The organism is Corynebacterium sp. HMSC074C03 (genome assembly GCF_001838285.1).
GTDB classification, from domain to species: domain Bacteria; phylum Actinomycetota; class Actinomycetes; order Mycobacteriales; family Mycobacteriaceae; genus Corynebacterium; species Corynebacterium amycolatum.
The window spans coordinates 51,058-77,840 of sequence record NZ_KV836260.1 but is presented as its reverse complement, the minus strand read 5'-3'; the positions used below and the strand labels follow the sequence as shown (position 1 = coordinate 77,840).

General features: G+C 59.8%; 23 protein-coding genes. 20 read left to right on the top strand and 3 right to left on the bottom strand.

The features are described 5' to 3' along the window. Nucleotides 1-24: 24 nt before the first annotated feature. The 15 genes from HMPREF2847_RS10980 to holA all read left to right on the top strand — a co-directional run bounded on the left by HMPREF2847_RS10980 (nucleotide 25) and on the right by holA (nucleotide 18,085). On the top strand, nucleotides 25-4,164 hold the full coding sequence (locus tag HMPREF2847_RS10980) for a translation initiation factor IF-2 N-terminal domain-containing protein (RefSeq protein WP_070852510.1): 4,140 nt from the start codon (nucleotides 25-27) through the stop codon (nucleotides 4,162-4,164). Between the two features lie 392 nt (nucleotides 4,165-4,556). Then, nucleotides 4,557-4,865, top strand: coding sequence for a 50S ribosomal protein L21 (rplU, locus tag HMPREF2847_RS10975; RefSeq protein WP_038628111.1), 309 nt, complete (start codon nucleotides 4,557-4,559; stop codon nucleotides 4,863-4,865). Between the two features lie 40 nt (nucleotides 4,866-4,905). Further along, entirely contained in the window at nucleotides 4,906-5,163 is a 258-nt protein-coding gene (rpmA, locus tag HMPREF2847_RS10970) for a 50S ribosomal protein L27 (RefSeq protein ID WP_048761258.1), read from the top strand. 256 nt (nucleotides 5,164-5,419) lie between these two features. Further along, the gene (gene obgE / locus HMPREF2847_RS10965) at nucleotides 5,420-6,934 is read left to right on the top strand and encodes a GTPase ObgE (protein ID WP_070852508.1); all 1,515 of its coding nucleotides are present in this window, start codon (nucleotides 5,420-5,422) and stop codon (nucleotides 6,932-6,934) included. A 98-nt stretch (nucleotides 6,935-7,032) separates the two neighbouring features. Then, a complete protein-coding gene (gene proB, locus HMPREF2847_RS10960; protein ID WP_048735120.1) occupies nucleotides 7,033-8,382 on the top strand; it encodes a glutamate 5-kinase in 1,350 nt (449 codons plus the stop codon). A gap of 159 nt (nucleotides 8,383-8,541) precedes the next feature. Then, on the top strand, nucleotides 8,542-9,255 hold the full coding sequence (locus tag HMPREF2847_RS10955) for a class E sortase (protein WP_070852506.1): 714 nt from the start codon (nucleotides 8,542-8,544) through the stop codon (nucleotides 9,253-9,255). Continuing rightward, nucleotides 9,256-9,408 (top strand): hypothetical protein, encoded by a 153-nt coding sequence (locus HMPREF2847_RS11630; RefSeq protein WP_016422316.1) that lies wholly within the window; start codon nucleotides 9,256-9,258, stop codon nucleotides 9,406-9,408. Between the two features lie 14 nt (nucleotides 9,409-9,422). Continuing rightward, nucleotides 9,423-10,766: a glutamate-5-semialdehyde dehydrogenase gene (locus tag HMPREF2847_RS10950; RefSeq protein WP_246822020.1), complete on the top strand. Its 1,344-nt coding sequence runs from the start codon at nucleotides 9,423-9,425 to the stop codon at nucleotides 10,764-10,766. A 21-nt stretch (nucleotides 10,767-10,787) separates the two neighbouring features. Next, nucleotides 10,788-11,543: a nicotinate-nucleotide adenylyltransferase gene (nadD, locus tag HMPREF2847_RS10945; protein WP_070852501.1), complete on the top strand. Its 756-nt coding sequence runs from the start codon at nucleotides 10,788-10,790 to the stop codon at nucleotides 11,541-11,543. Nucleotides 11,544-11,632: 89 nt separating this feature from the next. Further along, nucleotides 11,633-12,091 carry a ribosome silencing factor gene (rsfS, locus tag HMPREF2847_RS10940; RefSeq protein WP_070852499.1) on the top strand — a complete coding sequence of 153 codons (459 nt, stop codon included), beginning with the start codon at nucleotides 11,633-11,635 and terminating at the stop codon, nucleotides 12,089-12,091. Nucleotides 12,092-12,093: 2 nt separating this feature from the next. Next, nucleotides 12,094-12,801 carry a histidine phosphatase family protein gene (locus tag HMPREF2847_RS10935; protein WP_070833833.1) on the top strand — a complete coding sequence of 236 codons (708 nt, stop codon included), beginning with the start codon at nucleotides 12,094-12,096 and terminating at the stop codon, nucleotides 12,799-12,801. After that, entirely contained in the window at nucleotides 12,791-14,134 is a 1,344-nt protein-coding gene (locus HMPREF2847_RS10930; protein WP_070852497.1) for a DegV family protein, read from the top strand. Before HMPREF2847_RS10935 ends, HMPREF2847_RS10930 begins: the two co-directional genes overlap by 11 nt. 126 nt (nucleotides 14,135-14,260) lie before the next feature. Continuing rightward, a complete protein-coding gene (locus HMPREF2847_RS10925; RefSeq protein WP_246822019.1) occupies nucleotides 14,261-15,046 on the top strand; it encodes a ComEA family DNA-binding protein in 786 nt (261 codons plus the stop codon). After that, the gene (locus HMPREF2847_RS10920; RefSeq protein ID WP_070852493.1) at nucleotides 15,030-17,030 is read left to right on the top strand and encodes a ComEC/Rec2 family competence protein; all 2,001 of its coding nucleotides are present in this window, start codon (nucleotides 15,030-15,032) and stop codon (nucleotides 17,028-17,030) included. Before HMPREF2847_RS10925 ends, HMPREF2847_RS10920 begins: the two co-directional genes overlap by 17 nt. Continuing rightward, nucleotides 17,027-18,085 carry a DNA polymerase III subunit delta gene (holA, locus tag HMPREF2847_RS10915; protein ID WP_070852492.1) on the top strand — a complete coding sequence of 353 codons (1,059 nt, stop codon included), beginning with the start codon at nucleotides 17,027-17,029 and terminating at the stop codon, nucleotides 18,083-18,085. The genes HMPREF2847_RS10920 and holA overlap by 4 nt, the downstream gene beginning before the upstream one ends. A gap of 121 nt (nucleotides 18,086-18,206) precedes the next feature. Here holA and HMPREF2847_RS10910 read toward each other — a convergent pair whose 3' ends face one another. The 3 genes from HMPREF2847_RS10910 to HMPREF2847_RS10900 all read right to left on the bottom strand — a co-directional run bounded on the left by HMPREF2847_RS10910 (nucleotide 18,207) and on the right by HMPREF2847_RS10900 (nucleotide 20,248). Then, nucleotides 18,207-18,641, bottom strand: coding sequence for an OsmC family protein (locus tag HMPREF2847_RS10910; RefSeq protein WP_048735095.1), 435 nt, complete (start codon nucleotides 18,639-18,641; stop codon nucleotides 18,207-18,209). Nucleotides 18,642-19,059: 418 nt separating this feature from the next. Then, on the bottom strand, nucleotides 19,060-19,326 hold the full coding sequence (gene rpsT / locus HMPREF2847_RS10905; RefSeq protein WP_038628143.1) for a 30S ribosomal protein S20: 267 nt from the start codon (nucleotides 19,324-19,326) through the stop codon (nucleotides 19,060-19,062). Between the two features lie 307 nt (nucleotides 19,327-19,633). Further along, nucleotides 19,634-20,248, bottom strand: coding sequence for a type II toxin-antitoxin system PemK/MazF family toxin (locus HMPREF2847_RS10900; RefSeq protein WP_070852490.1), 615 nt, complete (start codon nucleotides 20,246-20,248; stop codon nucleotides 19,634-19,636). A 162-nt stretch (nucleotides 20,249-20,410) separates the two neighbouring features. Between HMPREF2847_RS10900 and lepA the strand changes: the two genes are divergently transcribed. From lepA to HMPREF2847_RS10875, 5 genes are all read left to right on the top strand, one after another. After that, nucleotides 20,411-22,258, top strand: coding sequence for a translation elongation factor 4 (lepA, locus tag HMPREF2847_RS10895; protein WP_070852487.1), 1,848 nt, complete (start codon nucleotides 20,411-20,413; stop codon nucleotides 22,256-22,258). 12 nt (nucleotides 22,259-22,270) lie between these two features. Continuing rightward, nucleotides 22,271-23,287 (top strand): ankyrin repeat domain-containing protein, encoded by a 1,017-nt coding sequence (locus tag HMPREF2847_RS10890; protein ID WP_070852485.1) that lies wholly within the window; start codon nucleotides 22,271-22,273, stop codon nucleotides 23,285-23,287. Nucleotides 23,288-23,378: 91 nt separating this feature from the next. Further along, the gene (locus tag HMPREF2847_RS10885) at nucleotides 23,379-24,962 is read left to right on the top strand and encodes a cation:proton antiporter family protein (RefSeq protein ID WP_070852483.1); all 1,584 of its coding nucleotides are present in this window, start codon (nucleotides 23,379-23,381) and stop codon (nucleotides 24,960-24,962) included. Between the two features lie 184 nt (nucleotides 24,963-25,146). Beyond that, nucleotides 25,147-26,082, top strand: a complete 936-nt coding sequence (locus tag HMPREF2847_RS10880) for a hypothetical protein (protein ID WP_246822018.1) — start codon at nucleotides 25,147-25,149, stop codon at nucleotides 26,080-26,082. Nucleotides 26,083-26,149: 67 nt separating this feature from the next. Beyond that, the gene (locus HMPREF2847_RS10875) at nucleotides 26,150-26,722 is read left to right on the top strand and encodes a histidine phosphatase family protein (RefSeq protein ID WP_048735079.1); all 573 of its coding nucleotides are present in this window, start codon (nucleotides 26,150-26,152) and stop codon (nucleotides 26,720-26,722) included. The last annotated feature ends 61 nt before the right edge of the window (nucleotides 26,723-26,783 follow it).

The window sequence follows — 26,783 nt, the reverse complement described above, 5'->3', positions numbered from 1 at the left end:
GGGTGTCAAGGAGAAACAAATACAGTGGCAAATTTCAGCCAGGATGTTGTCGCTAAGGCACGCGAATTTGATCGCGAGTCGGCGGCTCTGAAAACCCGAGTCCACCACCTGGCCAAGAGCCTGGGGCTGACCTCGAAGGAAACCATCGAAGCACTGGGGCACGCGGGGATTGTCGTAAAGTCCGCTGCGTCCACCATTAATCAAAATCAGCTCGACGCGGTGCTGAATTTCATCGGCGAGCATCCAGAGGATGCCTCGCTTAACGACGGATCCGCTGCGACCAAGCCAACCGGCGAAGAGTCAGCTCCGAAGAAGGACGCCGCAAAGCCAACAGCTGATACCAAGGCTGCGAAGGGAAAGCAGTCGGCAGATAAGCCGAACGCGGCGGATGAGAAGTCGGACGAGCAAACCGCAGCTAAGTCCGAGAAGAAATCAGCTGCTAAGAAGAGCAGCAAGAAGTCGGCTGCGAAGAAGGCCACAAAGAAGGCCACAAAGAAGGCTGCGCCGAAGGCAGAAAAGAAGGTCGACCAGAAGGCAGCTCAGAGCGAAGTGGAGTCGGACGCAGCGCCTGCTGAGGAAGTGACCGAGAAGAAGGACACCAAGAAGGCCTCGGCTAAAAAATCCTCGGCAAAGCAGAGCGCAGAGAAGCAGGCTGAAGAGAAGCAGAGCGACGAAAAGAAGAGCTCGACTAAGAAGCGGGCAACGCGTAAGCGGGCTGTGAAGAAGACCGCTGGAGCTCCGGAAGAAACCGCAGCGAAGGACGAGCAGAAGGACTCGAACTCGGTCGTCGAGGAAGCGGTTGAGGCTGTAGTTCAGTCGTCATCGAAGAAGACTGCAGATAAGAAGGCTGCAGATAAGAAGGCTGCCGACACCGTAGCCGAGACCGCTGAGAAAACTTCCGCTGAGAAAGCGTCCGCCGAAGCACCTGCTGCAAAGAGCGCTGCAGTGACCACACGTCGTGGTCGCCGAGTTCGCCGTGCGGTCCGCACGACCAGCGCTCCAGTGGCAGAGGAGACTCGGGAAACTCAGGAAGCGCAAGGACCGCAGGATACAAAGGCAACTCAGGGCGAAGCCCTGCAGGACATCGAGCCTCCGGTAGTCCCGGAGCCGCCGGTTGCGGAAGAGCAGACTGCGTTTGCGCCTATCTTCCTGGCTCCGCAGGCTGTGCCGGCCACGGCCAAGAATTCGGCCACCGAGGATGCAGCTTCGGCTGACAGCGGTGCCTCCAACCAGGATTCCGATGACAACGCGGGGGAGGGGCAGGACGGCTCGTCGTCAAGCGAAACGGAGCGTCAGCCGCGGCCGCGCCGTCGCCGTCGTGGACGTGGGCGTCGTAATGATGATGCTCAGCAGGCGGAGAAGACCACCGAAAAGGCAGAGCGCGAGGAGGCGGAAACCCGCGAGGCGGTCGAAGAGCCGCAGGCGATCAAGGGCTCGACTCGCCTGGAGGCGCAGCGCCGTCGCCGTATTGAGCGTCGTGAGGAGTCGCGCAAGCGCCACGTGATCTCGGAGGCTGAGTTCCTGGCTCGCCGTGAGTCGGTGGAGCGCACGATGGTGGTGCGTGAGCGCAAGCGCCATGACCACGCGGGCATTGTCACTGAGGTGGGTGTGCTGGAAGATGACCTGTTGGTCGAGCACTTCGTTACCTCTGACACGCAGACCACGCAGATCGGCAATATCTACCTCGGCCGCGTGCAGAACGTCCTACCCAGCATGGAAGCGGCGTTCATTGATATCGGAACCGACCGCAACGGTGTCATTTACGTAGGTGACCTGAACTGGAAGCTGCTGGGCACGAAATCGCGTTCGCGCAAGATTGAGCATGCGCTGAAGGCCGGCGACCAGATTCTGGTGCAGGTGTCCAAGGATCCGATTGGTCACAAGGGCGCGCGTCTGACCACTCACATTTCGATGGCTGGTCGGTTCCTGGTCTACGTGCCGGGCGGCCGGAGCGCGGGTATTTCCCGCAAGCTGCCGGAGCCGGAGCGCAAGCGCCTGAAGTCGATTCTGAGTGAGGTTACGCCGGAGGGCTCAGGCACGATTATTCGCACCGCGGCCGAGGGCGTGTCCAAGGAGGCCATCGAGGCCGACATTAAGCGCCTGGAATCGCAGTGGCAGGAAATCTGGGAAGCCTCCGAGGCGGCGAAGGCGAAGCGCGGGGCAAAGCCGATTGCGCTGTACGAAGAGCCGGACATGCTGGTCAAGGTCGTCCGCGACGTCTTCAACGAGGATTTCTCGCGTCTTGTGGTGGAGGGCGACCGTCCGTGGAACACAGTGACGGACTACATCGGCGACCTGGCACCGGAGCTGGAGCCGCGTCTGCAGCGCTACTTCGCCAAGGAGCACGGCGGCGCTGATGTCTTCGAGCACTTCCGCATCGATGAGCAGCTGGCCAAGGCACTCGACCGCAAGGTCTGGCTGCCCTCGGGCGGCACGCTGGTCATCGACCGCACCGAGGCCATGACGGTCATCGACGTCAACACCGGGAAGTTCACAGGTGCTGGCGGAAACCTGGAAGAGACGGTCACTCGCAACAACCTGGAGGCCGCTGAGGAAATCGTCCGCCAGATGCGTCTGCGCGATCTGGGCGGCATGATCGTCGTCGACTTTATCGACATGGTGCTGCCGGAAAACCAGGACTTGGTGCTGCGCCGTCTGAAGGAGGCGCTCGGCCGCGACCGCTCGCGTCACGAGGTCTCCGAGGTCACCTCGCTCGGCCTCGTCCAGATGACGCGCAAGCGTCTGGGCACAGGCCTGCTGGAGACCTTCTCCACGCCGTGTAGCTGCTGTAATGGCCGTGGTCTGATTATCCACATCGACCCGGTCGAGCAGGACAATCAGGGCCGTGGTCACAAGAACGGTCGTCGCAACGAAGAGCAGGGTAAGTCCAAGCGCCGCAACAAGTCTCGCTCGGAGCACAATCCGGCCAACCACCCGGCCGCGCTGGCCATGCACCGCGATCAGGGCGACCAGGCAGGAGCTTCCAAGGCAACGCTTGACGACGACACGGAAACCAACCAGCGCGATAAAGACGCAGCCGACAAGCGTGTCGCAGCTGCTGTCGAAGCGGTCATTGTCTCTTCTGGGAACGATGAGCCGAAGCCACCGCGTCGTCGCCGGGTTCGTAAGAGCCAGGGCCGAAACGATGAGCAGCGACAGGACGGCAATGGTCGTCAGGAGCGCCGCGAGCGTGATGAGCGCAACGAGCGTTTGGAGGGCTCCGATGACCTGGCTGCTCTGGCTGCCGCAGCTGTTGCGGAAGCCCGTGAGAAGGATCCGGAAGAACCATCGGATGACCGTTACATGCCGCAGGAGGGACAGCGCCGCCGCCGTCGGGCTACGCGTCGCCGGGTAGCGGAGCATGTCGCCGTTGATTCGGCTGCACACGACGCTGATGACCGCGACGAAGAGCATGGCAATCGCAGCAAGCGTTCGGAGCGCCCGACCCGTGCTAAGCGTGCCGAGCGCACCGATAACGGTGGCGGCCGTGGAGGCCGTGGCGACGCTGAACGCTCCAGCAGCGCCAGTGCTCGACGTCGCCGTCGTCGCGCTGTTCGTCGTACGGCTGTGGATGAGACCACTGCGCCTCAGACCGAGTCCCAGGCAGCTTCCACCACAGATGTGCGGGAGCCAGCCGAGGATGACAAGGGTGGCAACGCTAACAAGACCGCCAAGGCTGTGGCCACGGAGTCCCAGACCTATGAGGAGGCTAAGGAGGCGTTCGAGCGTTCCCCACGCCGTCGTCGCCCGACTCGCGGTAACTCCCGCTCGGATCGCGCACCGCGTCGCGAGGACTTCGAGTCCACTAAGTCAAAGGCGGACGCAGAAGGCAGCAAGGGCGGAGATCGTGCCAAAGACAACCACGATGACAGCAACCGCAGCGCCAACCGCAGTGGCGGTGGCCGTCGCTCGGGCAAGTCACGGGTTGAAGTGGTAGCGGTCCAGGGCACGGGAGCTCGCCGTAATCGCCGTCGGGCGGTGCGCAGGGTCTCGTCGCAAAGCGATGCTGGAGCGACTGCGTCGAAGCAGCGACAGGGCGCTTCAAACCGCGCTACTAAGCCAGAGCAGAAGCAGGCTAATCGCGGTGCTGCGGCGCCGCAGACGAAACCGGCCAATCGTCGCCGCCGAGTGCGTCGTGCGGTGCGCCGAAGCGGCCGGAACTAGGTATTAAAAATCTGGAATAAGGCCAGATAGGAGGCTGTTTTTCGTTCCCTAAAGCAGGGAGTGGAAAGTGGCTTCGGAAACTGCCCGAGAAGACCGTGAAAACCAATGGGGGACAGGGTCTTACTCGGGCAGTTTGTAATTTAGGGGGATTCTTCGCTACTCTTGACCAGTCGCTGATTAGTAGGCGTATCTGGTCATGCCCGCTGGTGCTTGAGGCGCTGGCGGTAAGGAAACGGCCGGAGCGGGGAAATCTACTCGGATTTCGCTTTCGGGTCTTTCGGGTATGTCCCTGAAGTGTGATGCACGCGCAACTAATCGCAATTCCATTGTCCAGTCAAGGAATTACAAAGATTCCTTGAGTCGAGTTTCTCAGATAAAGGGGTAGCCCTCCTATGTACGCGATCGTCAAGACCGGCGGCAAGCAGTACAAGGTTGCCGAAGGTGACCTCGTCAAGGTCGAGAAGATCGAGGGTGAGCCGGGTTCGTCCGTGGCTCTCACCCCGGTTCTGCTCGTCGATGGCGCAGATGTCATTGCGGATGCCGACAAGCTTGCCAACGTTACCGTTAACGCTGAGATCGTCGAGGCTGTCAAGGGCCCGAAGATCCGCGGCATGCACTACAAGAACAAGACTGGCTACAAGCGCCGCTACGGCCACCGTCAGCCGCTCACTGTTCTGAAGATCACCGGCGTCTCCAAGTAAACCGCCGAAATTCCAATTAGCTTTTCCCTAGGAGAAAATCATGGCTACTAAGAAGGGTGCATCCAGCACCAGCAACGGCCGCGACTCCGAAGCTAAGCGCCTCGGCGTGAAGCGCTTCGGCGGCCAGCAGGTTAAGGCAGGCGAGATTCTCGTTCGTCAGCGCGGTACCTCGTTCCACCCGGGTGAGAACGTTGGCCGTGGCGGCGACGACACTCTCTTCGCTCTGAAGGCAGGCGCAGTCGAGTTCGGCACCCGCCGCAACCGTCGCGTTGTCAACATCGTTGAGAACAACTCCTAAGAACAACCGCTTGGTTGTCCGCATAGGATTACTGCAACGTTGAATTTGAGGCAGAACTAGCTGCCTTACAAAGGAGCCGATTCCTTTCCCAGTGCGAAAGGCAATCGGCTCTTTTGTTGTTTATGTACTGTTTCGCAACGTTTGGTTGCGAGGCACCGTTTTGTCACCGCCTAGACTTCTGCCCGTCGGCTCGCTTAAATTAGGGCATTACTCCAGGCACTAGATGATGGCTCTCCGCTCGGAAGTGTGTGATTTTATGTCTCGTTTTGTAGATCGTGTCGTGCTGCATTTGCAGGCCGGCGACGGCGGTCACGGCTGTAACTCGGTGCTGCGTGAAAAGTTCAAGCCACTGGGTGGCCCCGACGGCGGTAACGGTGGCCACGGTGGCGACATTGTGCTTGTGGTAGACCCCCAGATCCATACTCTGATGGACTTTCACTTCCACCCCCATATCAAGGCTGCCAACGGTAAGCCGGGCGCGGGCGATCACCGCAACGGCGCTCGTGGTGAGGATCTGGTTCTCGGAGTGCCGGAGGGCACGGTTGTGATGACCGAGGATGGGGAAGTGCTGGCGGACATGACCGGTAAGGGCGCCCGCTTCATTGCCGCTGAGGGCGGTTACGGTGGCCTGGGCAACGCAGCGCTGGCAAACAAGAACCGCCGTGCGCCGGGATTTGCTCTCCTCGGTGAGCCGGGCGAGGCCAAGGATCTTGTCTTGGAGCTCAAGTCCATGGCCGACGTTGGACTGGTGGGCTTCCCGTCGGCCGGAAAGTCATCGCTGGTCAGCACCTTGAGCGCTGCTAAGCCGAAGATTGGTGACTACCCGTTTACCACGCTGCAGCCGAACCTGGGTGTAGTCAACGTTGGCTACGAGTCCTTCACCATCGCAGATGTGCCGGGTCTTATCCCGGGGGCTTCTGAAGGCCGTGGACTTGGGTTGGACTTCCTGCGTCACATTGAGCGCTGCGCTGTGCTCGTGCATGTGGTTGACGCTGCTGCTCTGGAGGGCGACCGCGATCCGGTCTCTGACATCAAGGCGTTGGAGACGGAACTCGCCAACTACCAGTCGGTGCTGAAGGCCGACGTGGGGCTTGGGGATCTCGCAGAGCGTCCGCGCGTCATCGTGCTGAACAAGATTGACCTGCCCGATGCTCGCGAAATGATTGACATGCAGCGCGAGGAACTGGAGAAGTTCGGCTGGCCAATTTTTGAGATCTCCACGGTGACGCACGAGGGGCTCAAGGAGCTGACCTACGGCCTGAAGGATCAGATCGCTGCCTACCGCAAGGCGCATCCGTTGCCAACAGAGCAGGAGCCCCGTGCGGTCATCCGTCCGGAAGGGGTGCGTGGCAAGAAGCGCGAAGGCGCCGACTTCACCATCGAGCGCGATCCAAATACCCCAGACGGATTCATTGTGCGTGGCCGTAAGCCGGAGCGCTGGATTAACCAGACGGACTTCGAAAACGACGAGGCAGTCGGCTACTTGGCTGACCGCCTGGCCAAGCTTGGTGTAGAAGATGCCCTGGCAAAGGCTGGGGCAGCAGTTGGCTGCCCGGTGACGATTTCCTATCTCACCTTCGAGTGGTACCCGCAGCAGGTCGCGGGCACCGATGACTTCGTGCCGAGTGGCCGTGGTACCGATGATCGTCTCTACGTCAACGAGCGCACCAGCGCCGAGCAGCGTAAGCGTGCATCGCAGGCCCGCCGTGGTCTGATTGACGAGTACGACTTCGGGGATGGCGAAGAGGCTATTCGCGACCGGTATTCATAGGCGCGGGCGCCAGCGTCGTCGGCAAGCGAAGACTTCAAACTTGCATTTTGCCATTGATTGTTTAAACAATTATATGGTCAGAATTAAATGAGACCGTCATGTTTTCCATCAGTGAAATGAGTGAGTCAGTTATCCCTTCCGACACCGTTGCCAACGATGTTGACGTCACTGGAGCAGATGCATTAGATGCCCCGGTAGCTACCGCGCCGAAGTCTGAATCGGACGCGCCGATTTCCCGTGAGGAGGTCGACGAGCTGCTTCACGACAATCCCGAGTCCACCGTCGCTGAGATTGAAAAGGCGACTGAGAATTTATCTCCGGGAACCAAGGGCGGTTTCGATTCCGAGACTCGTGAGGCAATTCGGACCGCGAAGCGTGTCGTGGTGAAGATTGGTTCTTCCTCGTTGACCGGATCTGACGGTCGTACCGATCCGGAGCGCATCGACTTCATCGCCGATGCTTTGGAGAAGCGTATGGGCATTAGCGATGTCATCGTTGTGTCCTCCGGCGCGGTGGCATCCGGAATGGGGCCGCTGGGGCTGACTTCGCGTCCCACTGATTTGGCAACCAAGCAGGCGGCTGCGGCTGTGGGGCAGGTGCGCCTGGCACAGGAGTGGGGACGCTCCTTCCTGCGCTATGGTCGCACTTCTGCACAGGTGCTTTTGACCTCGGACGATGCGGGTGTGCGTTCGCGTGCCCGCAACGCCCAGCGCACTATCGACCGCCTGCGCCAGCTGGGCGCGGTGCCAATTGTCAACGAAAATGACACGGTCGCGACCTCGGAGTTCCGCTTCGGCGACAACGACCGCCTCGCCGCGCTGGTCAGTCACCTGGCGTACTGCGATGCATTGATTCTGCTTTCCGACGTCGACGGCCTCTATGATCGCAACCCGGCCGATCCAGGTGCAACCTTTGTGCCGGAGGTGCGCAGCGGTAACGACTTGCGTGGTGTTATCGCTGGTGACGGCGGTGCGCTGGGCACCGGTGGTATGGCGTCGAAGGTCTCTGCCGCACGCCTGGCTTCGCGTGCTGGGGTGCCGGTGTTGCTGACTTCGGCGTCCAACATTGAGCGAGCACTGGACCAAGCAGATGTGGGAACCGCTTTCGCCGCGAAGGACAACCGCCTGAGCGCCTGGAAGTTCTGGATGCTCTACGCAGCGGACAGCTCGGGGCTGCTTCGCCTGGACGCCGGTGCGGTCGACGCCGTAACCCGCATGCGTAAGTCGCTGCTCCCGGTCGGTATTACCTCGGTTGACGGTGAGTTCTCCGCCGGCGACATCGTCGATCTAATCGGTCCTGGTGGTGAGGTCATCGGTCGCGGCGAGGTCAATTATGACTCCGAGGAACTGCTGGGCATGATCGGCTACCACACCGAGGAATTGCCGAATGACATGCAGAAGCCTGTCGTTCATGCCGACTACCTGTCGGATTTCGCTTCCCGCGCTTAGGAGGGTGTTGCGCTGAGAGCTGCAGCGCTTAAAGACGCACACCTGGGCGCGCCCGGATAGAGGTGCCTCGGCAAAGACTGGCCGAGTGCGGACTGGCTGGGGGAGGACTGGCTGAGTGCAGACTGCCTGGGTGAGGAACTTTCGGGCATAATCCTAAGTGTGTTATCGAAGATTATTGGCGTCATCGGCGAGTTGCTCTTGACAGCTGGAGTGCTGGTCGCGCTCTTCGCCTTTTATCTGCTGTACTGGTCTGGTCTTGAGACCGGGAAAGCTCAGGACCAGGCTCGTGATGAGCTGCAGCAGGCATGGTCCGCGCCGGCGTCGGCCCCAGCTCCGGCGCCAGAAGGCACGGAGCCAGTTGTTGAGGGCTCCTGGGTGCCTGGCTCGGCGGTGGCGCTGATTTCGGCTCCTAAGGCCGGTTTTAGCGATTTTGTCGTATTTGAAGGTGTCTCCCAGGAAGTTTTGCGCGGTGGCCCCGGCCATTATCCGGGCACAGCCCTTCCGGGGCAGGTGGGCAACAGCTCTTACGCCGCTCACCGTGACGGTCACGGAGCTCCCTTTGACAACATTGACCGTCTGCAGACGTGCGATGACATCACTGTAGAGACGCGTGATGCTATTTATCGCTACAAGGTATTGCCGGTCGATGGTATGGCTGGCGCAGGGGAAAGCTTCGACTGTGTGCCAGAAGGAATTAACGTCCCCGAGATTCCTGGCCAGCACATCGTTACTCCGGACCGGTCCGATGTCCTCAATCCGGTCGGTGACGCCACTCTACTTACGCTGACTACCTGCCATCCGCAGTGGGACAACACTCATCGTCTCATTATTCACGCGGTTCTCGCCGGTGTTGAGACCAAGGAGGTCAACTAGATGTACGCAGCTTTTTGGCGATCCCTACCGGGGCCGTGGTGGGTGAAAGCGATCATCACCATCGTGATTGCCGTCATCGTGTTCCTGCTGTTGATGAATTACATCTTTCCTTGGGTTGCTGAGCTAATTCCCTCAAATGATGTCTCACTCTAGTTATGCTGGTAGGCATGACTGCTCAAACGAACGAAACTGCTAACACCAATCAACAGGGTATTGCCGAGGATTCGGCTCTTAGCCCGGAGCGTGCTGCTGAGCGCGCCGAGGTTTTAGAAAAGGCACAGCGTGCCAAGGCTGTCGCGGGAGAGCTGTCGCGCTTTACGTCGGCACGCAAGAACGAGCTCCTGCTGGCCGCAGCAGACGCGCTGGTTGCCCGTACTGAAGACATTCTGGCGGCCAACGCCAAGGATATCGAGGCCGGTAAGGCTCGTGGTTTTAGTGACTCCCTGCTGGATCGCCTGCGTCTTGACGCCGATCGTGTTGAGGGCATTGCCGGTGGGCTTCGTCAGGTTGCGGCACTGCCGGATCCGGTAGGCGAGGTGCTGCGTGGAAGCACTCTTCCCAACGGCATTAAGCTTTCCCAGGTCAGCGTTCCGCTGGGTGTGATGGGCATGGTCTACGAGGCTCGCCCGAACGTTACGGTTGATGCCTTTGGTCTGGCGCTGAAGTCAGGCAACGTGGCCTTGCTGCGCGGCTCCAAGTCCGCCGTCCACTCCAACACGCAGCTGGTCGCGGTTTTGCGTGAGGTGCTGGCCAACCACGATGCGCCGGAGGACCTTGTCCAGCTGCTGCCGTGTGAGACCCACGATTCAGTGCAGGACCTCATCACTGCCCGTGGCCTGGTTGACGTGGTGATTCCGCGCGGCGGTGCCGGTCTGATTGAGGCCGTCGTGACGAAGGCAACGGTGCCGACCATTGAGACCGGTACTGGCAACTGCCACATCTACATCGATGCCTCCGCCGATATCGACGAGGCGATTGCGCTGATGATTAACGGCAAGACCCGCCGTCCGAGCGTCTGTAACGCCACCGAAACGGTTCTCATCGACTCGGCGCTGTCCGCGCAGGACCAGGTCCGCATTTTGGACGCGCTTGCCGACGCGGGGGTTGCGGTCCACGGCGATGTCGATAATCTGGCGGCCTCTGGGTGGACTGGTGAGGTCATTCCTGCGACGGCGGACGACTGGTCGGATGAGTACCTCTCGCTAGACATTGCCGCGCGCATCGTCGACGGTGTTGTGGCCGCAACTGATCACATCACTGAGTACTCCTCGGGACACACGGAAGCTATCTCTGCACGTGACTGGGGAGTGTGCCAGGAGTTCGTCGACCGTGTTGATGCTGCCGCCGTCAGCGTCAATGCCTCCACTGCGTTCACCGATGGTGAGCAGTATGGTTTCGGCGCAGAGATTGGTATTTCCACTCAGAAGCTGCACGCCCGTGGCCCGATGGGGCTACCGGAGTTGACCAGCAGCAAGTGGGTTCTGGCTGGTCGTGGACAGACCCGTCCGTAGTGCCCAGGTAAAGTGCCAGTCATGATTAAGCGCAGGAAAAGTGTGCGGTCGCGGGTACACGCCGCGTTGACAGCAAAGTCGGCGGAAGCGCCCCGGCAGCGCATTGGCGTAATGGGTGGCACTTTTGACCCCATCCACAATGGTCACCTGGTTGCCGCCAGCGAGGTGGCAGACCGTTTTGACCTCGACTTTGTGCTTTTCGTGCCCACGGGTGAACCGTGGCAAAAGCGCGGCCGGAAGGTCTCTCACAGCGAAGATCGCTACCTGATGACGGTCATTGCCACTGCGTCGAACCCGCAGTTTTCGGTCTCGCGGGTTGATATTGACCGGCCGGGTGCGACCTATACCGTCGATACGCTGCGGGATTTGAAGGTCATCTATCCTAACGCGGATCTGTTCTTCATTACCGGTGCCGATGCGCTGCAGAAGATTATGACGTGGCGGGACTGGGAGGAGATGTTCGACGCAGCAACGTTCGTCGGTGTCACTCGCCCAGGAGTTCACCTGCGTGCAGAGGACCTGGAGGGAATAGACGCCTCGCGGTTACACCTCATCGAGATTCCCGCGATGGCCATTTCTTCCACCGACTGTCGAAAGCGGGCGGAGGCAGGACGCCCTGTCTGGTACTTGGTGCCGGATGGCGTGGTCCAGTACATCGCTAAGCGTGGTCTGTACCAGTCTGCTGAGGGCACAGTTGGTTCTGTGGGGCCCGCGTCGGTGAACTCGACCTCCGAGGATGCGGCGTCGGTGGATGCGAAGTCCGATACCGACGACTGAAAGTTAGCAAAATCCCGCTGAGGCGGTAAGTTACAAGTACAAACGCTGTTTTTCACGACTTTTTTAATCACAAGGAGCTGAAGTCTTTCGTGACTGCACAACCACGCGCCATTGAGCTGGCGACCGCCGCGGCGAAGGCCGCCAATAGCAAAAAGGGTGAGGACGTCGTTGTTCTCGATGTCTCTGGCCCAGTGGTGATTACGGACGCATTCGTCCTGGTCAGTGCTGACAATGAGCGTCTGGTTGCCGCAATCGTCGACGAAATTGAGGACGATCTGCGTGACCTCGGCGCAAAGCCGGTTCGCCGCGAAGGTGTCCGTGAGGGACGTTGGGCGCTGCTGGATTACGGTGACATCGTCGTGCATGTCTTCCGCAGTGAAGAACGCGACTTCTACGGCCTGGATCGACTGTGGCGCGATTGCCCGCGCATCGAGGTCGAAGGCGTCGAGCAGCCGAGCAACGAGGACGGCGAAGATTCCGCCCGCAATGCTCGTTCCATCGACGAGATTCCGCTGGCTGCCGAAAACCCGGGCACGGACGAGTTCTAACTGTGGCGGGCTCACGCGAGGCACATGTTGCCGCTCGACGTCGCCTGATTATGCTGCGGCACGGGCAGACGTCGTATAACGCTACCGGCCGCATTCAGGGACAGCTGGACACGCAGCTTTCCGACGTCGGCCGCGAGCAAGCCCGTACTGCGGCGCAGTACCTGGCGGAGGCTGAACCGCGAATCACAAAAATCGTGTCCTCCGACCTGACCCGGGCAGCTGACACCGCCCGCGCGCTAGCTGAGGCCACCGGCGCAGAGTTGAGTTTTGATAAGCGCCTGCGTGAGACCAACCTCGGTGAATGGCAAGAGCGCACCTACGACGAGATTGACTCCGCGTTTCCCGGTATGCGTGACCACTGGCGTCATAACCTCAACTGGGCACCCAAGGGCGGCGAGACCCGCTTTGAGGTCTCCAACCGAGTGCTGGCAGTCATTGCTGAGCTAGCAGCTAACCCCGATTGGGAGTCGGACACCTTTGTGCTCGTGTCCCACGGTGGTGCCATTGCTGCCGCTACCGCAGCCCTGCTGCAGCTGCCGCGCGACTATTTCAGCACGTTTAACGGCCTGGGCAACACTGCGTGGGTTGAAATGGAGCAACGCACGCGCGTCAATGGTGAGACCTCTTGGTACCTGAATGCTTTTAATGCGAAGGTTCGCGTGCGGGAGTCGCAGGTTTCTGCCTCTTCAGGAGGCCGCCATGCCCGGTGACGGTCGCGTTCGCATTGTTGTCGATGACACCGCGTGTCTGATGCCCGAGGTTGCCCGCAAGCTCGATATCACCGTGGTTCCCATCGACCATGACATCAATGAAGACGCCGTCACCACGTCGGCAGTTAGCCCGCTGAAGCTGTGCGCCGCATATGCGCGTGCGCTGGAACGCTCCAACAAGGATGGCTCTGACGCTGGCGTTGTTGCCCTGCATCTTGGCAAGGGAATGTCCGCGACCTGGTCGAACGCTGTCACGGCTGCCGGTGCGCTGGACCGCGTGACCGTTATCGACACCGACACCGTAGGAGCTGGAGTCGGTGCCGCTGCCATCGCTGCAGCCAAGGCCGCAAGAGCCGGGGCTAGTCGTGATGAGGTTGCTGATGTCGCCCGTGATGTGCTGCAGCGCTATCGACTCTGGTTGTTCGTACCAAAGCTTGATTCACTGCGCCGTGGCGGTCGCATCTCCGCGGGCCAAGCGATGCTCTCTACGGCTCTCGCTATCAAACCCATCGTTGGCATCAAAGATGGCTCACTGGCACTGGTCGCCAAGTGCCGTACAGAAGCGAAGGTCAAGCAGCGGATGGTGGATTTTGCCACGAAGATGGTGCGGTCTGCGTCATCGGCGAACCGTCCGCCTGCAGTATTGCTGCATCATTCCGACGCGCTTGACGACGTCCACGAGCTCCAGGCCATGCTTGCCGAAGAGCTACCCGACGATACCCGGTTTAGAATCCTGGATTTGCCGGAGTCGCTTGCTGCTCATGTCGGGCAGGGAGCCTATGCAGTTGGCATGGTTTCCGGTGGCTCGATTGATTCGGGTGCCATGGATTTTGAAGCAGAGATGGGTGTGACAGCGCTGCTCCACAGTGTGGAGGAGAGTGACGCGGCTGCTGTTGGAGCTGAGGTCACCGACGCAGTGGAAGATGATTCCGGGAGCATAGGCAATTCCGGTGACTCTGCTGACACGGATGGTTTGGCTGAAAGCGCTGGCACCACGGACTCAGGTGAGCCGATCACCGATCAGGCTGCGGTGAAGGCAGTTGAAAATCCGGCTGCTAGTCGCAACCGCAATAAGCGTATCCGTCGCACAGTCGTGACTAATGAACAGGGAATTCCGCTTTTCACCACGGCGGTTTCTAAATTGCCAACGTGGAGTGAGAACCGCCAAGCAGCCCTGGATAAAGCTGAGCGTCTGGCGAAGGCTATCTCTGATTTGGCGCTGCGCGATAAGTCTGATCCCGAGGGAGCTGTATTTGGCACCGAAGGGGAGAAATCGCAGGAGTCGTCGTCAAGCGACAAGCGTGATGATGACGGCGATGAGAAGAAGAAATAGCGGCTGAACTGAGCAGATGATGTGACCTGTGGATAACCTCCACAGGTCATTTTTTATCCACAGATGACGCTTCGACAGGTGCTTTCGCGGGAGTGCGGTGTGGGGCGGGGCGCTAGTGTGCGCATCGTGACGAATTTGCGGAATCGGCTGGCGGACTACCTGGAACCGATTGATCAAGACAAGCGCATGGCGGTGGACTTTTCCGTGCGCCGGGCGGTGGTGACGCCGCGGGTGGCGATGGCCGCGTGCATTGTGATTGCGGTGTTGGCCCTGGGAGCAATTGCGGCGGTGGTATGGCCGTCGTCGCCGCAGGTAGAGATGCCTGCGGTGCAGGACGCGGCTGAAGCGGGGACGACACCGGAGACGACCGAAACCTCAGCGGAGACGCCGGGCGGTCCGGGGAAGGAGACTAACGCTCAGGCACAGGCGGGGCCGTTGATTGTGTCGGTGGTGGGGTTGGTCGTGAATCCAGGCGTGGTGGAGGTGCCAGCGGGCGCGCGGGTGGTGGAGGCAATTGAGCGTGCGGGTGGGCTTTTGCCGGAGGCTAATCCTGCCAGTGTGAACCTGGCGGCGCCGTTGGTTGATGGTCAACAGATTGTGGTCGGGACAGAGGCGTTGCCAGCAGGGACGGCGGAGGGTGGGGCCGATGCTTCTGGCGGTTCTGGAGGTTCTGGCGGTAAATCCGGTGTGCCTGGTTCTGGCGGTACTTCCGGTGCGGGTGGAAAGATCAACCTCAACACCGCCACCGCCACTCAGTTGGAGGAATTGCCCGGAATCGGACCCGCAACGGCGACCAAAATCATCGACTTTCGGGAAAAGAACGGGCCTTTTGCGAGTATCGACGCACTTGAGGAGGTTCCGGGAATCGGCCCGGCGAAGGTAGAGGCTCTGCGCGATGTCGCCACCGTCTGACCTGCGCGCTCGTGCTGGGCTCGATGTGCGGCTAGTGCCAGCAGCGGTGTTGGCGTGGGCGACTGCGGTGGCAGTGATCATGCGCCCAGAATGGGCGATAGTTGTGGCACCGTGCACAATCGTGACTTCGGTGGTGTTGCCGTGGGCGTGGCAGCGTTGGTCGTGGCGATGGGGAAGAGGCGCGGTGACATCCGGCTGGCGAGCGATCGCCACTATCCTGGTGCCAGTTGTGTCGGTGGCCAGCGTTGCGGTAGCCACGCGAATCCGCATAGCGCGAGCCCGAGCCCACGAGCTCCATCACGACATTGGCAGGATGACGAAAGTGCAGTTGCGCCTGGTCACGGAGCCGAAAGCAACCGAATTCGGGGCCAGTGCGAAGGCACGCATCGAGGGCCTTCCTGGTCAAGTGACGGTTTTTGGCGACGAGTCACTGTTGTCGGTCACGAGAGACACCGTAGTTGAATCCACAGCCGGTATACGTGCGGCCAGCAAACCCTGCATCAGCGGAATCCAGCTGAATCTACGCGGAGATGTTGAGGTCATTGCGCCACCACAGGGGCTTGCCGCTGATGTGAGGCAGCAGCTCTTTTACTCGGCGCAGAATCTCCCCTTTGGCCCCGACCGCCTCATACCCGCCATGGCCATCGGCGATGAGCGTGGTTTCACCCTCGCTGACGGCGACATGATGACTGCTTCCGGGCTTTCACATTTGTCAGCCGTCTCTGGAGCCAACGTTGCACTTGTTGTCGGGGCTGTCGTAGCGGTTTTCTCCTGGGCTGGACCGCGAGTGCGAGTCGCAGTCGCCGCGGTTGCCCTGTATGGGTTTGTAGCAATCGTGGGCACAGAACCCTCAGTGCTACGCGCAGTGGTCACCGGCTGCATTGGGCTGTTGGCTATTCTCGTAGGACGAGCTGGCCAAGCCATCGCGGCGCTATCGGCTGGCATTATTGGGTTGATTCTCCTGGCACCAGACCTATCGGTATCAGTGGGCTTCGCCCTCTCGGTCGCAGCCACCGCCGGGCTAGTCCTTCTTGCCGAGCCCCTTGCCAGACGTCTGTCCGCCACCACCGTTATGGGGACCTGGCCCGCCCCAGTAGTCCGCGCCATCGCCGTATCGATTGCCGCACACGTGGTCACCATGCCCGTATTGGCGCTACTCATCGGCGAAATCAGCCATATCTCACTGCTTGCTAATCTGCTCGCCGCGCCCGCCGTCGCACCCGTTACTATCGCCGGTTCGCTCGCTGCCGTTGCCGCCGCATTGCATCTCAATTGGCTGGTCAGCGCTCTGCTCTGGTGTGCTGCGCCATGCGCGTGGTGGATCTATCAGGTCGCACGCCTTACTGCAGGCATCGTCGCGCCCGCCACTGGGACGGTCACGTTGGTCGTCTCCTGCACGCTTACACTTACATGCTTGACGACGCTCTGGGCGTGGCCCCGTCTTGCGCTTCGCGCTGGTGGCTTTGCGGTTGTCCTGGCCGCCTGTAGCTACGCGTTTATCTGGGTGTTCGGTCTCGACATTGCGCGTGCCCCACTGGGGTGGAAGCTTGCCGCCTGTGCTGAGAAAAACCAGATTGTTCTCATTCGCACGGGCGCTGTCGAAGGGCTCGTCAGCCATGGCGCTTCTGTTGGCCGCTCGGCGCGAGATTCGGACAGCAGCTCTGCACCAACCCCGCTCAGCCGGCAGTGCCGAATTGCCCTCAGAATCACCGAGGAAATGACATGGCATGCCCAGCGGCTCGATCCAGCCGTTGATAATCCCACGATAGAAACGGTGGTGGTGGAGTCCCCTTCGTATATCGCTGAATCCGTGAGCGGCAGAGTTCCCCAAACACGCAGCTCACCGCAGTGGTTTGTCGCCCGCGAGTGTGGTCCGCGCGTGCGAGAAATCGTAATGACCCCCGAGCACATTCCTGTGGTGTGTCCACAGCGAGATGGGCCACAAGCTCTCTATTCGAATGGTGACGTCTGGCGAGGGAGGTGAAATCCGGGCTGTCCCGTAGGCTAGAAATAACAGTCGCAGGAATCAACGCGGAAAAGAGGTCGGGATTGAGCGCCGTCGCACCCGTGAATTTGATTGTGGGCAAAGAGGAGCTGCTGAAAGACCGCGCCCGCCTCGCCATTGTCGCTGCCGTCCGCGCGCAGGCAGCAACGGAGTCCGATCCGGGCGGACGCTCGGTGCCTGTGACCACCATCCGCGCAGGGGACATGACCACTGTTGACGCAGTGGAGCTTTTCAGCCCCTCGTTGTTTGGGGATGACCGCATTGTGGTTGTCACCGACTGCCAGGATGCGGGTAAAGAACCCGCCAAGCTGTTGATGGATTCTGTTAAAGATCCCGCGCCGGGCATCACGTTGATTCTCCTGCACAGTGGCGAGGGCCGTCAGAAGAAGATGGTGGCTGACCTGCGTAAGCTAGGCGTCCGCTTTTTCGAAGCACAACCGCTCAAGAGGAACGATTTGCCGGGTTTCGTTGGCGAAGAGTTCGCCTCACACGGGGTTAAGGTGCGTCGCGACGTCATTGATACCGTCCTGGATGCGGTCGGTTCGGACCTCCGCGAGTTGGCCACTGCCATTTCCCAGCTCTGTGCGGACACCGCGGGCAAGGTCACTTCGGAGGCAGTGCGCACCTACTACGGTGCTTCGGCGGAGGTCTCGGGCTTTGAGATTGCCGAGCTAGCACTGCGCGGTCGCGGTGGGGAAGCGTTGGCCAAGATGCGCCGTGCCTTGCAGCTGGGCATGGCACCGGCACTGCTGTCGGCTGCTATCACGGGAATGGTCGGTGATGTAGCTCGGCTCCACGGCGCACGTGGCGTTAATGCTCGCAGGGATGCCCACCGCTATGGCATGCCGCCGTGGAAACTAGAGAAAACACAGCGGTTGGCTTCGGCCTGGTCAACCCCCGCAGTAGCTCGCGCTGTGGTTGTTGCGGCACAGCTGGATGCGGACACCAAGGGAGCCTCATCGACGCCGGAACTATCGCTGGAACAGTCGGTGCTTCGTATCGCGGAGCTGGCGCATTTGTCCCATCGGCGTTAAATAGTTCGGGTCCCCGTGGGAGCTTCAGTTCTGTGGTGACAGGCGAAACACCGCGAAGAACACGATGATTGTGTGGCCGTCCTGCTCAGCAGGCTGCTTCGCTAGCGCCGATGATTTTCAGCTATGCAAGCTCGAAGGACGATGTAGCCGGGTTAGACAGCGTGTCCTGGACTGGGCAGTGGGATTCGACAAAGTCGAGGAAGGCGACCAGTTCTTCCCTCGTGTTATCTGCATCAATGTGGAAGCGGGTGTGGATCTCGGAGAAACCGATCTTTGCCTCCGGGTTCTTCCCCATGAATCCGTCTGGATCGAGCACACCGGAGCACTCAACCTTGACATCATTGAGCTTGATGCCCTGGGCAGCAGCGAATGAGCGGACGACGATGCACTTGCAGGCGCCGAGGGCTCCGAGCAGCGCCTCGACCGGGTTCATGCCCTTGTTGGTTCCCCCGAGGTCAGTCGGCTCGTCCAGGGTGAAGCTCATGTCGCGAGAGGTCACCGTGGTTTCGAGGTTGGTAGGGGCGTGCGCAACGGTCGTGAAAGTTGTCTTCGGCATGAGTTTCCTTCCTGTAGAAATTGTGCTGTCCGCATGTGCGGGCCGCAGGTTGGTGTGCTGGAACCGAAGCGATGGAAATCAACAACCAACAGTGTGGGAGGCGGGGTCCACGGCCAGCCCAACGGGCTGCAAATGTGAAACTGTGTAAGTTTATAGCACTTTCAAGCCATTTTTCAGGCCATTTTTGTCATAAACGCAGTCAGTAACTCGGATCGGCCCGCCGTCACCAAACATAAACGGGGTCACTAACTCGCATTGGGATTAAATAAGAAAAACCGCCTCCCGCCACATTCCGAATTGCAAATCGGAAAATAGCAGGAAGCGGTTAACTTTCACGGTGCAAGCGCGGCGTAAAAGCAGTGCTCGCACGACGCAAGCGCAGCGCTGAAACAGCACAGCTCACAGCGCCAAAAGGGGATTAGCCCTCCAGCTTGTTGAAAGCCTTAGCCATACCGGACTTCTTGTTAGCCGCAGTGTTGCGGTGGAAGACGCCCTTGGTGACAGCCTTGTCCAGCTTGCGGGATGCAACGCGCAGCTGAGCCTCAGCAGCAGCCTTGTCGCCAGCCTCAACAGCAGCCTTGAACTTGCGGATCTCAGTGCGGACTGCAGAGCGGATTGCCTGGTTACGCAGGCGAGCCTTCTCGTTGGTCTTGTTGCGCTTGATCTGGGACTTGATATTTGCCATCGTGAATACCTCTTGTATCCGTAGTAGTTGGAATTGTTACCGCCCGCCACCAAGAAAAGTCCTGATCACAGTGCATATCGTGCTGTACAATCATCGCCGGTCAAACTAATCAACCAGCGAAATCACACCGCGCACTGCGCTTGTACGACGATGAAAACGCGAACCCAAGGTCCTGCCCGCGCTCGCCGCAAAGGAACGCAACGGTAAACAACTTGCAGAATTCTAGCAAACAGCGCTGCCTAATACCAGCCACTGCCTAATTTCAGCTACTGAGTAATTCCAGCCACGTCCCAGTTCCAGCCACTGCCTAATTCCAGCCGTAGTCCCCGCGCAGTCGGGCGGCGATGAGCTCAAAGCGCCTGCGGGGCATCATCGCACCTGCGCGGCGAATCCCGGATTCCGGAATGAGCAAGATACGGTCCATCCGCACCCACGACGGCTTGGGGTCTTCATTCCAGAACCCACTGCCGATAAAGAGCCACTCCGGTTGCTCGCTGTGCTCGGTGCGAGTGGAAATCAGCATGCCCAGGAGGTACTGGTCATGGCGGCCAACCACGACAACTGCGCGCTCCCGCAAGGCGGCGTCTTCGCCTTCGAGTTGCAATGGAATCCACACCACTTCGCCGGGGTCGGCTTGGCCATCCATGTCGGGGCTGTACACGATCGTGCGGGCCAGTTCCGCGGTTGGACGCGCGATGGTCACCGGGTCTCGCAGGCGAAGTAGGGCCTCCTTGGACTCGTCGGAAAGCGAGGTGTCCTGAGCGAGCCCAAGTTGCGTGTTGAGCTTAAACAGCGCCTCATCGAGTGTGTCGGGGCCGCGGAACCACTCGGTACCGGCGAAAAGACGCGCGCTGATGCGATTGCGCAGGCGGCGTGGCCAGCTTTCGCGTTCATTTTTATCGGTGGACGAAGTGGAGCTCATGGAATCTAAGTCTAGAGGTTTAGTGCGAAGGGAATCGATAGGTAAGATTGTGCGTGATTGTATTTAAGCCCGGCTGGTCGGTTTTCGAGGCCGGCGCATATGGGTCGGCCAACGCCGCGCCCCAATGCCCATAACGTCTTTATTTTTCGGAGTAGACCCAACGTGACCAAGAATTTTGCGGAGCAGACTTTTACGGACCCCTCACGGATTCGAAATTTCTGCATTATTGCGCACATTGACCACGGTAAGTCCACCCTGGCGGACCGAATTCTGCAGCTCTCGGGTGTTGTGGAGGCGCGCGACATGCGCGATCAGTACCTCGACAATATGGATATTGAGCGCGAACGCGGCATCACTATTAAGGCTCAGAACGTGCGCCTGCCGTGGGTTCCGAGCACTGGTAAGCACGCGGGCGAAGAGATCGTCCTGCACCTGATTGATACGCCTGGTCACGTTGACTTCACCTACGAGGTCTCGCGTGCGCTCGAGGCGTGTGAAGGCGCGATTCTGCTTGTCGACGCCGCTCAGGGCATCGAAGCGCAGACGCTGGCCAACCTGTACCTGGCCATGGAAAATGACCTGGAGATCATCCCAGTTCTGAACAAGATTGACCTGCCGGCCGCGGATCCGGATAAGTACGCGGAGGAGATTGCGCACATTATCGGTTGCGAGCCGGAAGATGTCATGCGTGTTTCGGGCAAGACCGGTGAGGGCGTTGAGGAAATGCTCGACCGTGTCTGTGAGCTCGTCCCGGCGCCGGTCGGCGCCCCGGAGGCACCTGCCCGTGCGCTGATCTTTGACTCCGTCTACGACACCTACCGCGGTGTGGTCACCTACATCCGCGTTGTTGATGGTCAGCTCAAGCCGCGTGAGGTCATTCAGATGATGTCCACCGGCACCAAGCACGAGCTGCTGGAAATCGGCATTGTTTCGCCGCAGCCGAAGAAGTGTAAGGGCCTTGGCGTCGGCGAGGTCGGTTATCTCATCACTGGTGTGAAGGATGTCCGTCAGTCCAAGGTCGGTGACACCGTCACGCTGAACGCCACACCGGCTGAGGAGCCTCTGGAAGGTTACGAAGAGCCCAAGCCGATGGTTTACTCCGGTCTGTTCCCGATCTCTCAGCAGGACTATCCCGACCTGCGTGATGCGTTGGAAAAGCTTCAGCTTAACGACGCTTCGTTGACATTCGAACCGGAGACCTCGGTGGCTCTCGGGTTTGGTTTCCGCGGTGGCTTCCTGGGCTTGCTGCACATGGAGATTACCCGCGCCCGCCTCGAGCGCGAGTTCGACCTGGACTTGATTTCGACAGCTCCAAACGTTGTCTACCGCGTGGTCACTGAGGATGGCTCTGAGGTCACCGTTCACAACCCGAGTGACTGGCCGGAGGGCAAGCTCCGCGAAATTTACGAGCCGATGGTCAAGTGCACCATCGTTGTGCCGAGTGAATTCGTTGGCCCCACCATGGAGCTGTGCCAGCAGAAGCGCGGCGAAATGGGCGGTATGGACTACCTGTCCGAGGATCGCGTGGAGCTGCGTTACAAGATGCCACTGGGCGAGATCATCTTCGACTTCTTCGACATGCTGAAGTCCCGTACCAGGGGTTATGCGTCGCTGAACTACGAAGATGCCGGTGAGCAGATCGCGGATCTGGTCAAGGTGGATATCCTCCTGCAGGGCGAAGCAGTCGATGCTTTCTCCGCTATCGTCCACCGCGACAATGCGCAGTGGTACGGCAACAAGATGACCAAGAAGCTGCGCGAGCTGATTCCTCGCCAGCAGTTCGAGGTCCCGGTTCAGGCGGCAATCGGTTCGAAGATTATTGCCCGCGAGAACATTCGTGCACTGCGCAAGGACGTCCTTGCTAAGTGTTACGGCGGTGACATCTCCCGTAAGCGCAAGCTGCTGGAGAAGCAAAAGGCCGGTAAGAAGCGTATGAAGAACATCGGTTCGGTCTCGGTGCCGCAGGAAGCATTCGTGGCTGCGCTGTCCACTGACGAGGGCGGTAAGTAAAGGGGAAACTGCATGCCACGGAAGCGGAAGAAACTGGTCGAGAACTTCGAAGAGCTGCTCGAGGCCGGTGACATGGATGCGCTGAAAGCCGTCTATGAAACCTGCGCACTCAACGCAGTTTTCGGATACAGCAAGGACACTGCACTGGCGCTCCGTGGCACCCCTCCGGAGCTCATGCGCTGGCTAACCGACCAGGGGCTCGACGTCAACACCGAGAACCGCTTCGGTAAAACCGCCCTGGCAGAGCACGCAAGCCGGGGCGACATCGACAAGATGAAGCTCCTGCTCGACTGCGGTGCAGACATCGAAGCGGGCACCCATCCGCCGCTTTTCATGGCTGCGAAGAGCCATCAGCCCAAGGCCATTGCGCTTCTGCTGGAAAATGGCGCTGACCTTCACCGCGAGAACCGGCTCGGTCACGGCCGGACAGCGTTCAAAGAGGCCGTCGCTACCGCCGATACCGATGCCCTAAGTCGAGTCCTAGAGAGTATCGAGGTGCTCCTGGACGCTGGGTCGGAAATCGACGACGAAGTCCGCGAAGAGTTCACCAAATTCGGTCGCCGCTACAACCGCATGTCAGACAAGCAGCGCGACAAGTACCAGCCGGTCATGGATCGCCTCTACGAACGCATCGGTGCGGAACGTCCGGACGTGATTACGCCTCACGATGGCCACAGCGACATCATTGTCCCCGCAGGCAAGTCGACCAACGGCCAGTTCCGATACCTCTGGAACTACCTGGTGCCGGGTGGTGGCGCAGCCGCGACTGTTCAGGGTGAAGTTATTCGCATCGTGGGCCGGCTCGGGTACGAGGCCCTGGAGATGGGCTACGTCAACTGGGACGAAGACTTTGTCACGATGACCGACTTTTGGCTGGAGACGGTAGGAGCTGCCGAGGATGCCATGGCCGTCGTAAAGCAGCGCAAAGCCGGTGAGTCGGACATTGATGCGTTGACGGCAGCGGCGGTCGCGTGGGTGGCGGAGCACCCGCAGCCGATTGCATTGGGCGAGGTTCCGTACCGACGCTAGCTCCCAAGACGCTAGCCCCAGTCGGGTGGCAAAGAACGGTTAATGGCCAACCTCTGCATTTATCAGTTGTGTCAGCCGTTATCTTTGATGGGTGGAATCCGTATACCTAACAGCAATACTGTTTTCGATTATCGGCGGGCTCGGTGCGTCGTTGCTTCGGCTGCCGCCGCTGATTGGTTTCCTTGGGGCCGGTTTTGCCGTTCATGCAATGGGGCTCGAGGAAATCCCGTTCATTGATTCGCTGGCCGAGCTCGGTGTTACCACCTTGCTGTTCACGATTGGTCTGAAGCTAAATCCGAAGGATATCGTGGCGCCGCGAGTGGTGTTTTCAGGGTTGGGTCACGCGTTTTTAAACACGGTGGTTTTTGCCGTGCTGTTTGGTATCGCCAGTTTCTTGCCGCTGCGTGAACTCACGGGGCTGTCGGCGACTGCGTTGATTTACATCGGCATCGCGACTTCCTTCTCGTCGACGGTGTTTGTGATGAGCCACTTGGAGGAGCAGAACCGCGGTGCTTCGGCCATCGGACGCATCGCGATTGGTGTGCTCATTCTGCAGGACATCATTGCGGTCGGTGTGCTGGTGGCATCGTCGGGTAAGACCCCGGAGCTGTGGGCGCTGGCGCTGCCGCTATTGTTCTTCATTCGTCCGCTGGCGGCGCGGCTTCCCAACCGCATGTTCCGCACTGAGCTGCTGGTTCTCACCGGCATTGGTATTGCTGTGGCCGCTTACTCGGCTTTCGAGCTGGCAGGGCTGTCCGGCTCGCTGGGGTCCTTGGTTGCCGGTATTCTGCTGTCCTCGCACCCGATTTCTGACCGCCTGTCGGAAGCTCTGATTAGTATCCGTGAGCTGCTGCTGGTCGCGTTCTTTATCGAAATTGGCCTCGGTGGTCTGCCAAGTGCTGGCGGTTACGTCATCGCCGCGATTATGGTTCTGTTCCTGGTGTTCAAGGCCACTATTTTCATCTGGATTCTCAAGCGCACTGGACTGTCGCTGCGCACGAGTGCGCTGGCGGGTCTGACGTTGAGCAACTACTCGGAGTTCGGTCTGATTGTGATGGCGGCGGCGACGCAACAGGACATTCTGCCGGAAGAATGGACCTCGATTATGGCAGTCGCCGTGGCGGGTAGCTTCATTGCCAGCTCGCTGATGGCCCCGCACGAAGACAAGATTGTCAGCTTCCTGCAGAAGTTCGTCCCAGAAACCCCAGAGGACCGCCTGGTGCCAGAAGAGGCAAAGGTCATTATTGACAACGCCGATGCTCTCATCATGGGTATGGGGCGAGTCGGCGTTGGTGTCTACGGCAGGTTGGTTAATGAGTACGGCATGAACGTCTTCGGCGTTGACTTCGATGAGGATCGCATCGAAGAGCTGCGTGAGCAGGGCTACAAGGTCATCCCAGGCGATGTGACAGACCCAGAGCTCTGGCACCACATCGAGTTGGAGAAGAAACCAGCGCTGTACGTGCTGGCGCTGTCTGAGCACGCCGAAACTTACACCATGATTCAGAACATCCGTAAGCAGGACACCGAAGCCGTGGTTGCTACTACCACCAAGGTGCAGCAGTTTAAGAGCCAGCTTCTTAACGTTGGTGCTGACATGGCTGTCTACCTATACGACGGTGCTGGCGAGGAGCTCGCCGACCGTGCAGTGGAGGCACTTAAGCAGCGGTCTTAGTCGTAGTCGCGGCAGCTGATGGTGACCGAACTCGGGCCATGGCAGCCGCGGTACCGCCGCATCCGTTAAATACGGCAAACAACAAGCCAGCCGATTCGTTCGGCGATAAGCTGATTTCATGTCAGTCACCCAAAACCAGATGCCCGCGAGTCCTATTCGATCCAGTCGCAGTGCGATGTTTCGGATGACCGCGGGCCTTGCTGTTGTCATGCTCGGAACTCTCGTCGGCTGCTCATCTTCAGATTCCGAAGATGCCGCCGCATCACAAAGCAACAATGATCAGAGTGAGGTGCAGTCGCAATCGACGTCGGCAAGCGAGGGCGATAATCCGAAGATGCCGTCGCCGACGAAGGGGACAAGCGCCGACAGCATCGGATTTGATGAAAGCGCCTACCAGAAAATTGACGTTCAGCGGTTTAGCCAGAACGGAATCAAGGCGTTCTACGTCACGCTAGACGGGAAAAAGAGCGAGTGTTTCTACTCAGACGGCGCGGTGACGTGCATCGGTAAGGCTGATTCGTCGATTCCCGACGTGGAGGTTCCGCCGTTCCCACCACAGTCGCCGGGCGCAATCATGCTGGATACTTCAGGTGCCGCGTACACGCTCGTCGAAGGGGTACCGTCGGCTCAGGAAGAGCTTGACGACGGCCAATGGACGAGCTTCGGCACCGCTGCGTGTGCGAAGACGGATGCGAACAAGCTGGTGTGTCAGTCGGATAACGCGGCCTTTGCCATCGAAGGCAAGGACAGGAATATTCGCACCTCCGGCAAGGTTTTCGATTCCGTCGAGGAACTCATGGCCCAGGGCAGTGAGCCGGCGAGGGGCTACAGTCAGGGCACGGATGCACTTGTTCAGGGGCCGATGATGTGCGGTGCCATGGAGGGCCATCGTCTGGCGGAAGTGGTCAAGGGTGAGATGACCTGCGCTGAGGCCATGGATGTGTTGGATCGGTACGACACAATCAAGGACACTGAGGGCGGTGGCAATACGCTGACGGCCCAGGTGGGGGACTGGGTATGTAGTTCGCCGACATACGCGAGGTCACAGGAACTCCAGGCTGCGACGGTGTGTGAGAATTCTAAGCGGGGACTGCAAGTCCACGAGCCGCTGATGGGTTAGATTGGCTAGCTGGGGTAATGGGAATGCCCCGGCTAACAGCATTTTCAAATAAGCCTAAGCTGGAACTATGACTGATTTATATCTCGTGCGGCACGGCGAAACTGAGTGGTCGCGCACAGGGCAGCACACCTCGATAACTGACCTTCCTCTGACTGACAACGGCCGGGAGGAAGCCAAGGCCCTGAACGGCTGGCTGGATCCGAAGGACTTTGGTCTGGTGTTGGCATCGCCGCGACAGCGCGCCCAGGAGACCGCTCGGTTGGCGGGATTCCACGACTTTGAGGTCGACGAGGATCTTGCGGAATGGTTCTACGGCGACTACGAGGGGATTACCTCGAAGGAAGTGCAAAAGACTGTTCCCGATTGGCAGATTTGGACTCATGGCGTGCCCAATGGCGAGACGGCGGAGGAAGTCCGTGAGCGCGTTGAGCGCGTGGTGAAAAGGGTGCGCGAATCGGGCGAAGACAAGGCGATTCTGTTCGCCCACGGTCACTCGCTGCGTGCGCTCACCACAGCCTGGTTGGAACTGCCCATCGAACTTGGCCAGTCCTTCCCATTGAATACTGCATCCCTGTCTGTGCTCGGTCGCTACCATGATCGACCTGCGGTTCTGCGCTGGAACCTCTCGCGGGGGTTGTAACCGCCGGCAGCGTTCGCCTGTCAGGCTAATAGCTGCCAGCATATGATGTGAATCTCCCGGC

Excerpts from the sequence above, each read along its gene's own strand:
- obgE (WP_070852508.1), top strand. The coding sequence starts at position 5,420 with ATGTCTCGTTTTGTAGATCGTGTCGTGCTGCATTTGCAGGCCGGCGAC.
- HMPREF2847_RS10930 (WP_070852497.1), top strand. The coding sequence starts at position 12,791 with ATGCCCGGTGACGGTCGCGTTCGCATTGTTGTCGATGACACCGCGTGT.
- HMPREF2847_RS11630 (WP_016422316.1), top strand. The coding sequence starts at position 9,256 with ATGTACGCAGCTTTTTGGCGATCCCTACCGGGGCCGTGGTGGGTGAAA.
- rpsT (WP_038628143.1), bottom strand. The coding sequence starts at position 19,326 with ATGGCAAATATCAAGTCCCAGATCAAGCGCAACAAGACCAACGAGAAG.
- rpmA (WP_048761258.1), top strand. The coding sequence starts at position 4,906 with ATGGCTACTAAGAAGGGTGCATCCAGCACCAGCAACGGCCGCGACTCC.
- HMPREF2847_RS10900 (WP_070852490.1), bottom strand. The coding sequence starts at position 20,248 with ATGAGCTCCACTTCGTCCACCGATAAAAATGAACGCGAAAGCTGGCCA.
- HMPREF2847_RS10910 (WP_048735095.1), bottom strand. The coding sequence starts at position 18,641 with ATGCCGAAGACAACTTTCACGACCGTTGCGCACGCCCCTACCAACCTC.
- HMPREF2847_RS10880 (WP_246822018.1), top strand. The coding sequence starts at position 25,147 with ATGACCGCGGGCCTTGCTGTTGTCATGCTCGGAACTCTCGTCGGCTGC.
- HMPREF2847_RS10890 (WP_070852485.1), top strand. The coding sequence starts at position 22,271 with ATGCCACGGAAGCGGAAGAAACTGGTCGAGAACTTCGAAGAGCTGCTC.
- HMPREF2847_RS10875 (WP_048735079.1), top strand. The coding sequence starts at position 26,150 with ATGACTGATTTATATCTCGTGCGGCACGGCGAAACTGAGTGGTCGCGC.
- rplU (WP_038628111.1), top strand. The coding sequence starts at position 4,557 with ATGTACGCGATCGTCAAGACCGGCGGCAAGCAGTACAAGGTTGCCGAA.
- proB (WP_048735120.1), top strand. The coding sequence starts at position 7,033 with ATGTTTTCCATCAGTGAAATGAGTGAGTCAGTTATCCCTTCCGACACC.
- nadD (WP_070852501.1), top strand. The coding sequence starts at position 10,788 with ATGATTAAGCGCAGGAAAAGTGTGCGGTCGCGGGTACACGCCGCGTTG.
- HMPREF2847_RS10950 (WP_246822020.1), top strand. The coding sequence starts at position 9,423 with ATGACTGCTCAAACGAACGAAACTGCTAACACCAATCAACAGGGTATT.
- HMPREF2847_RS10920 (WP_070852493.1), top strand. The coding sequence starts at position 15,030 with ATGTCGCCACCGTCTGACCTGCGCGCTCGTGCTGGGCTCGATGTGCGG.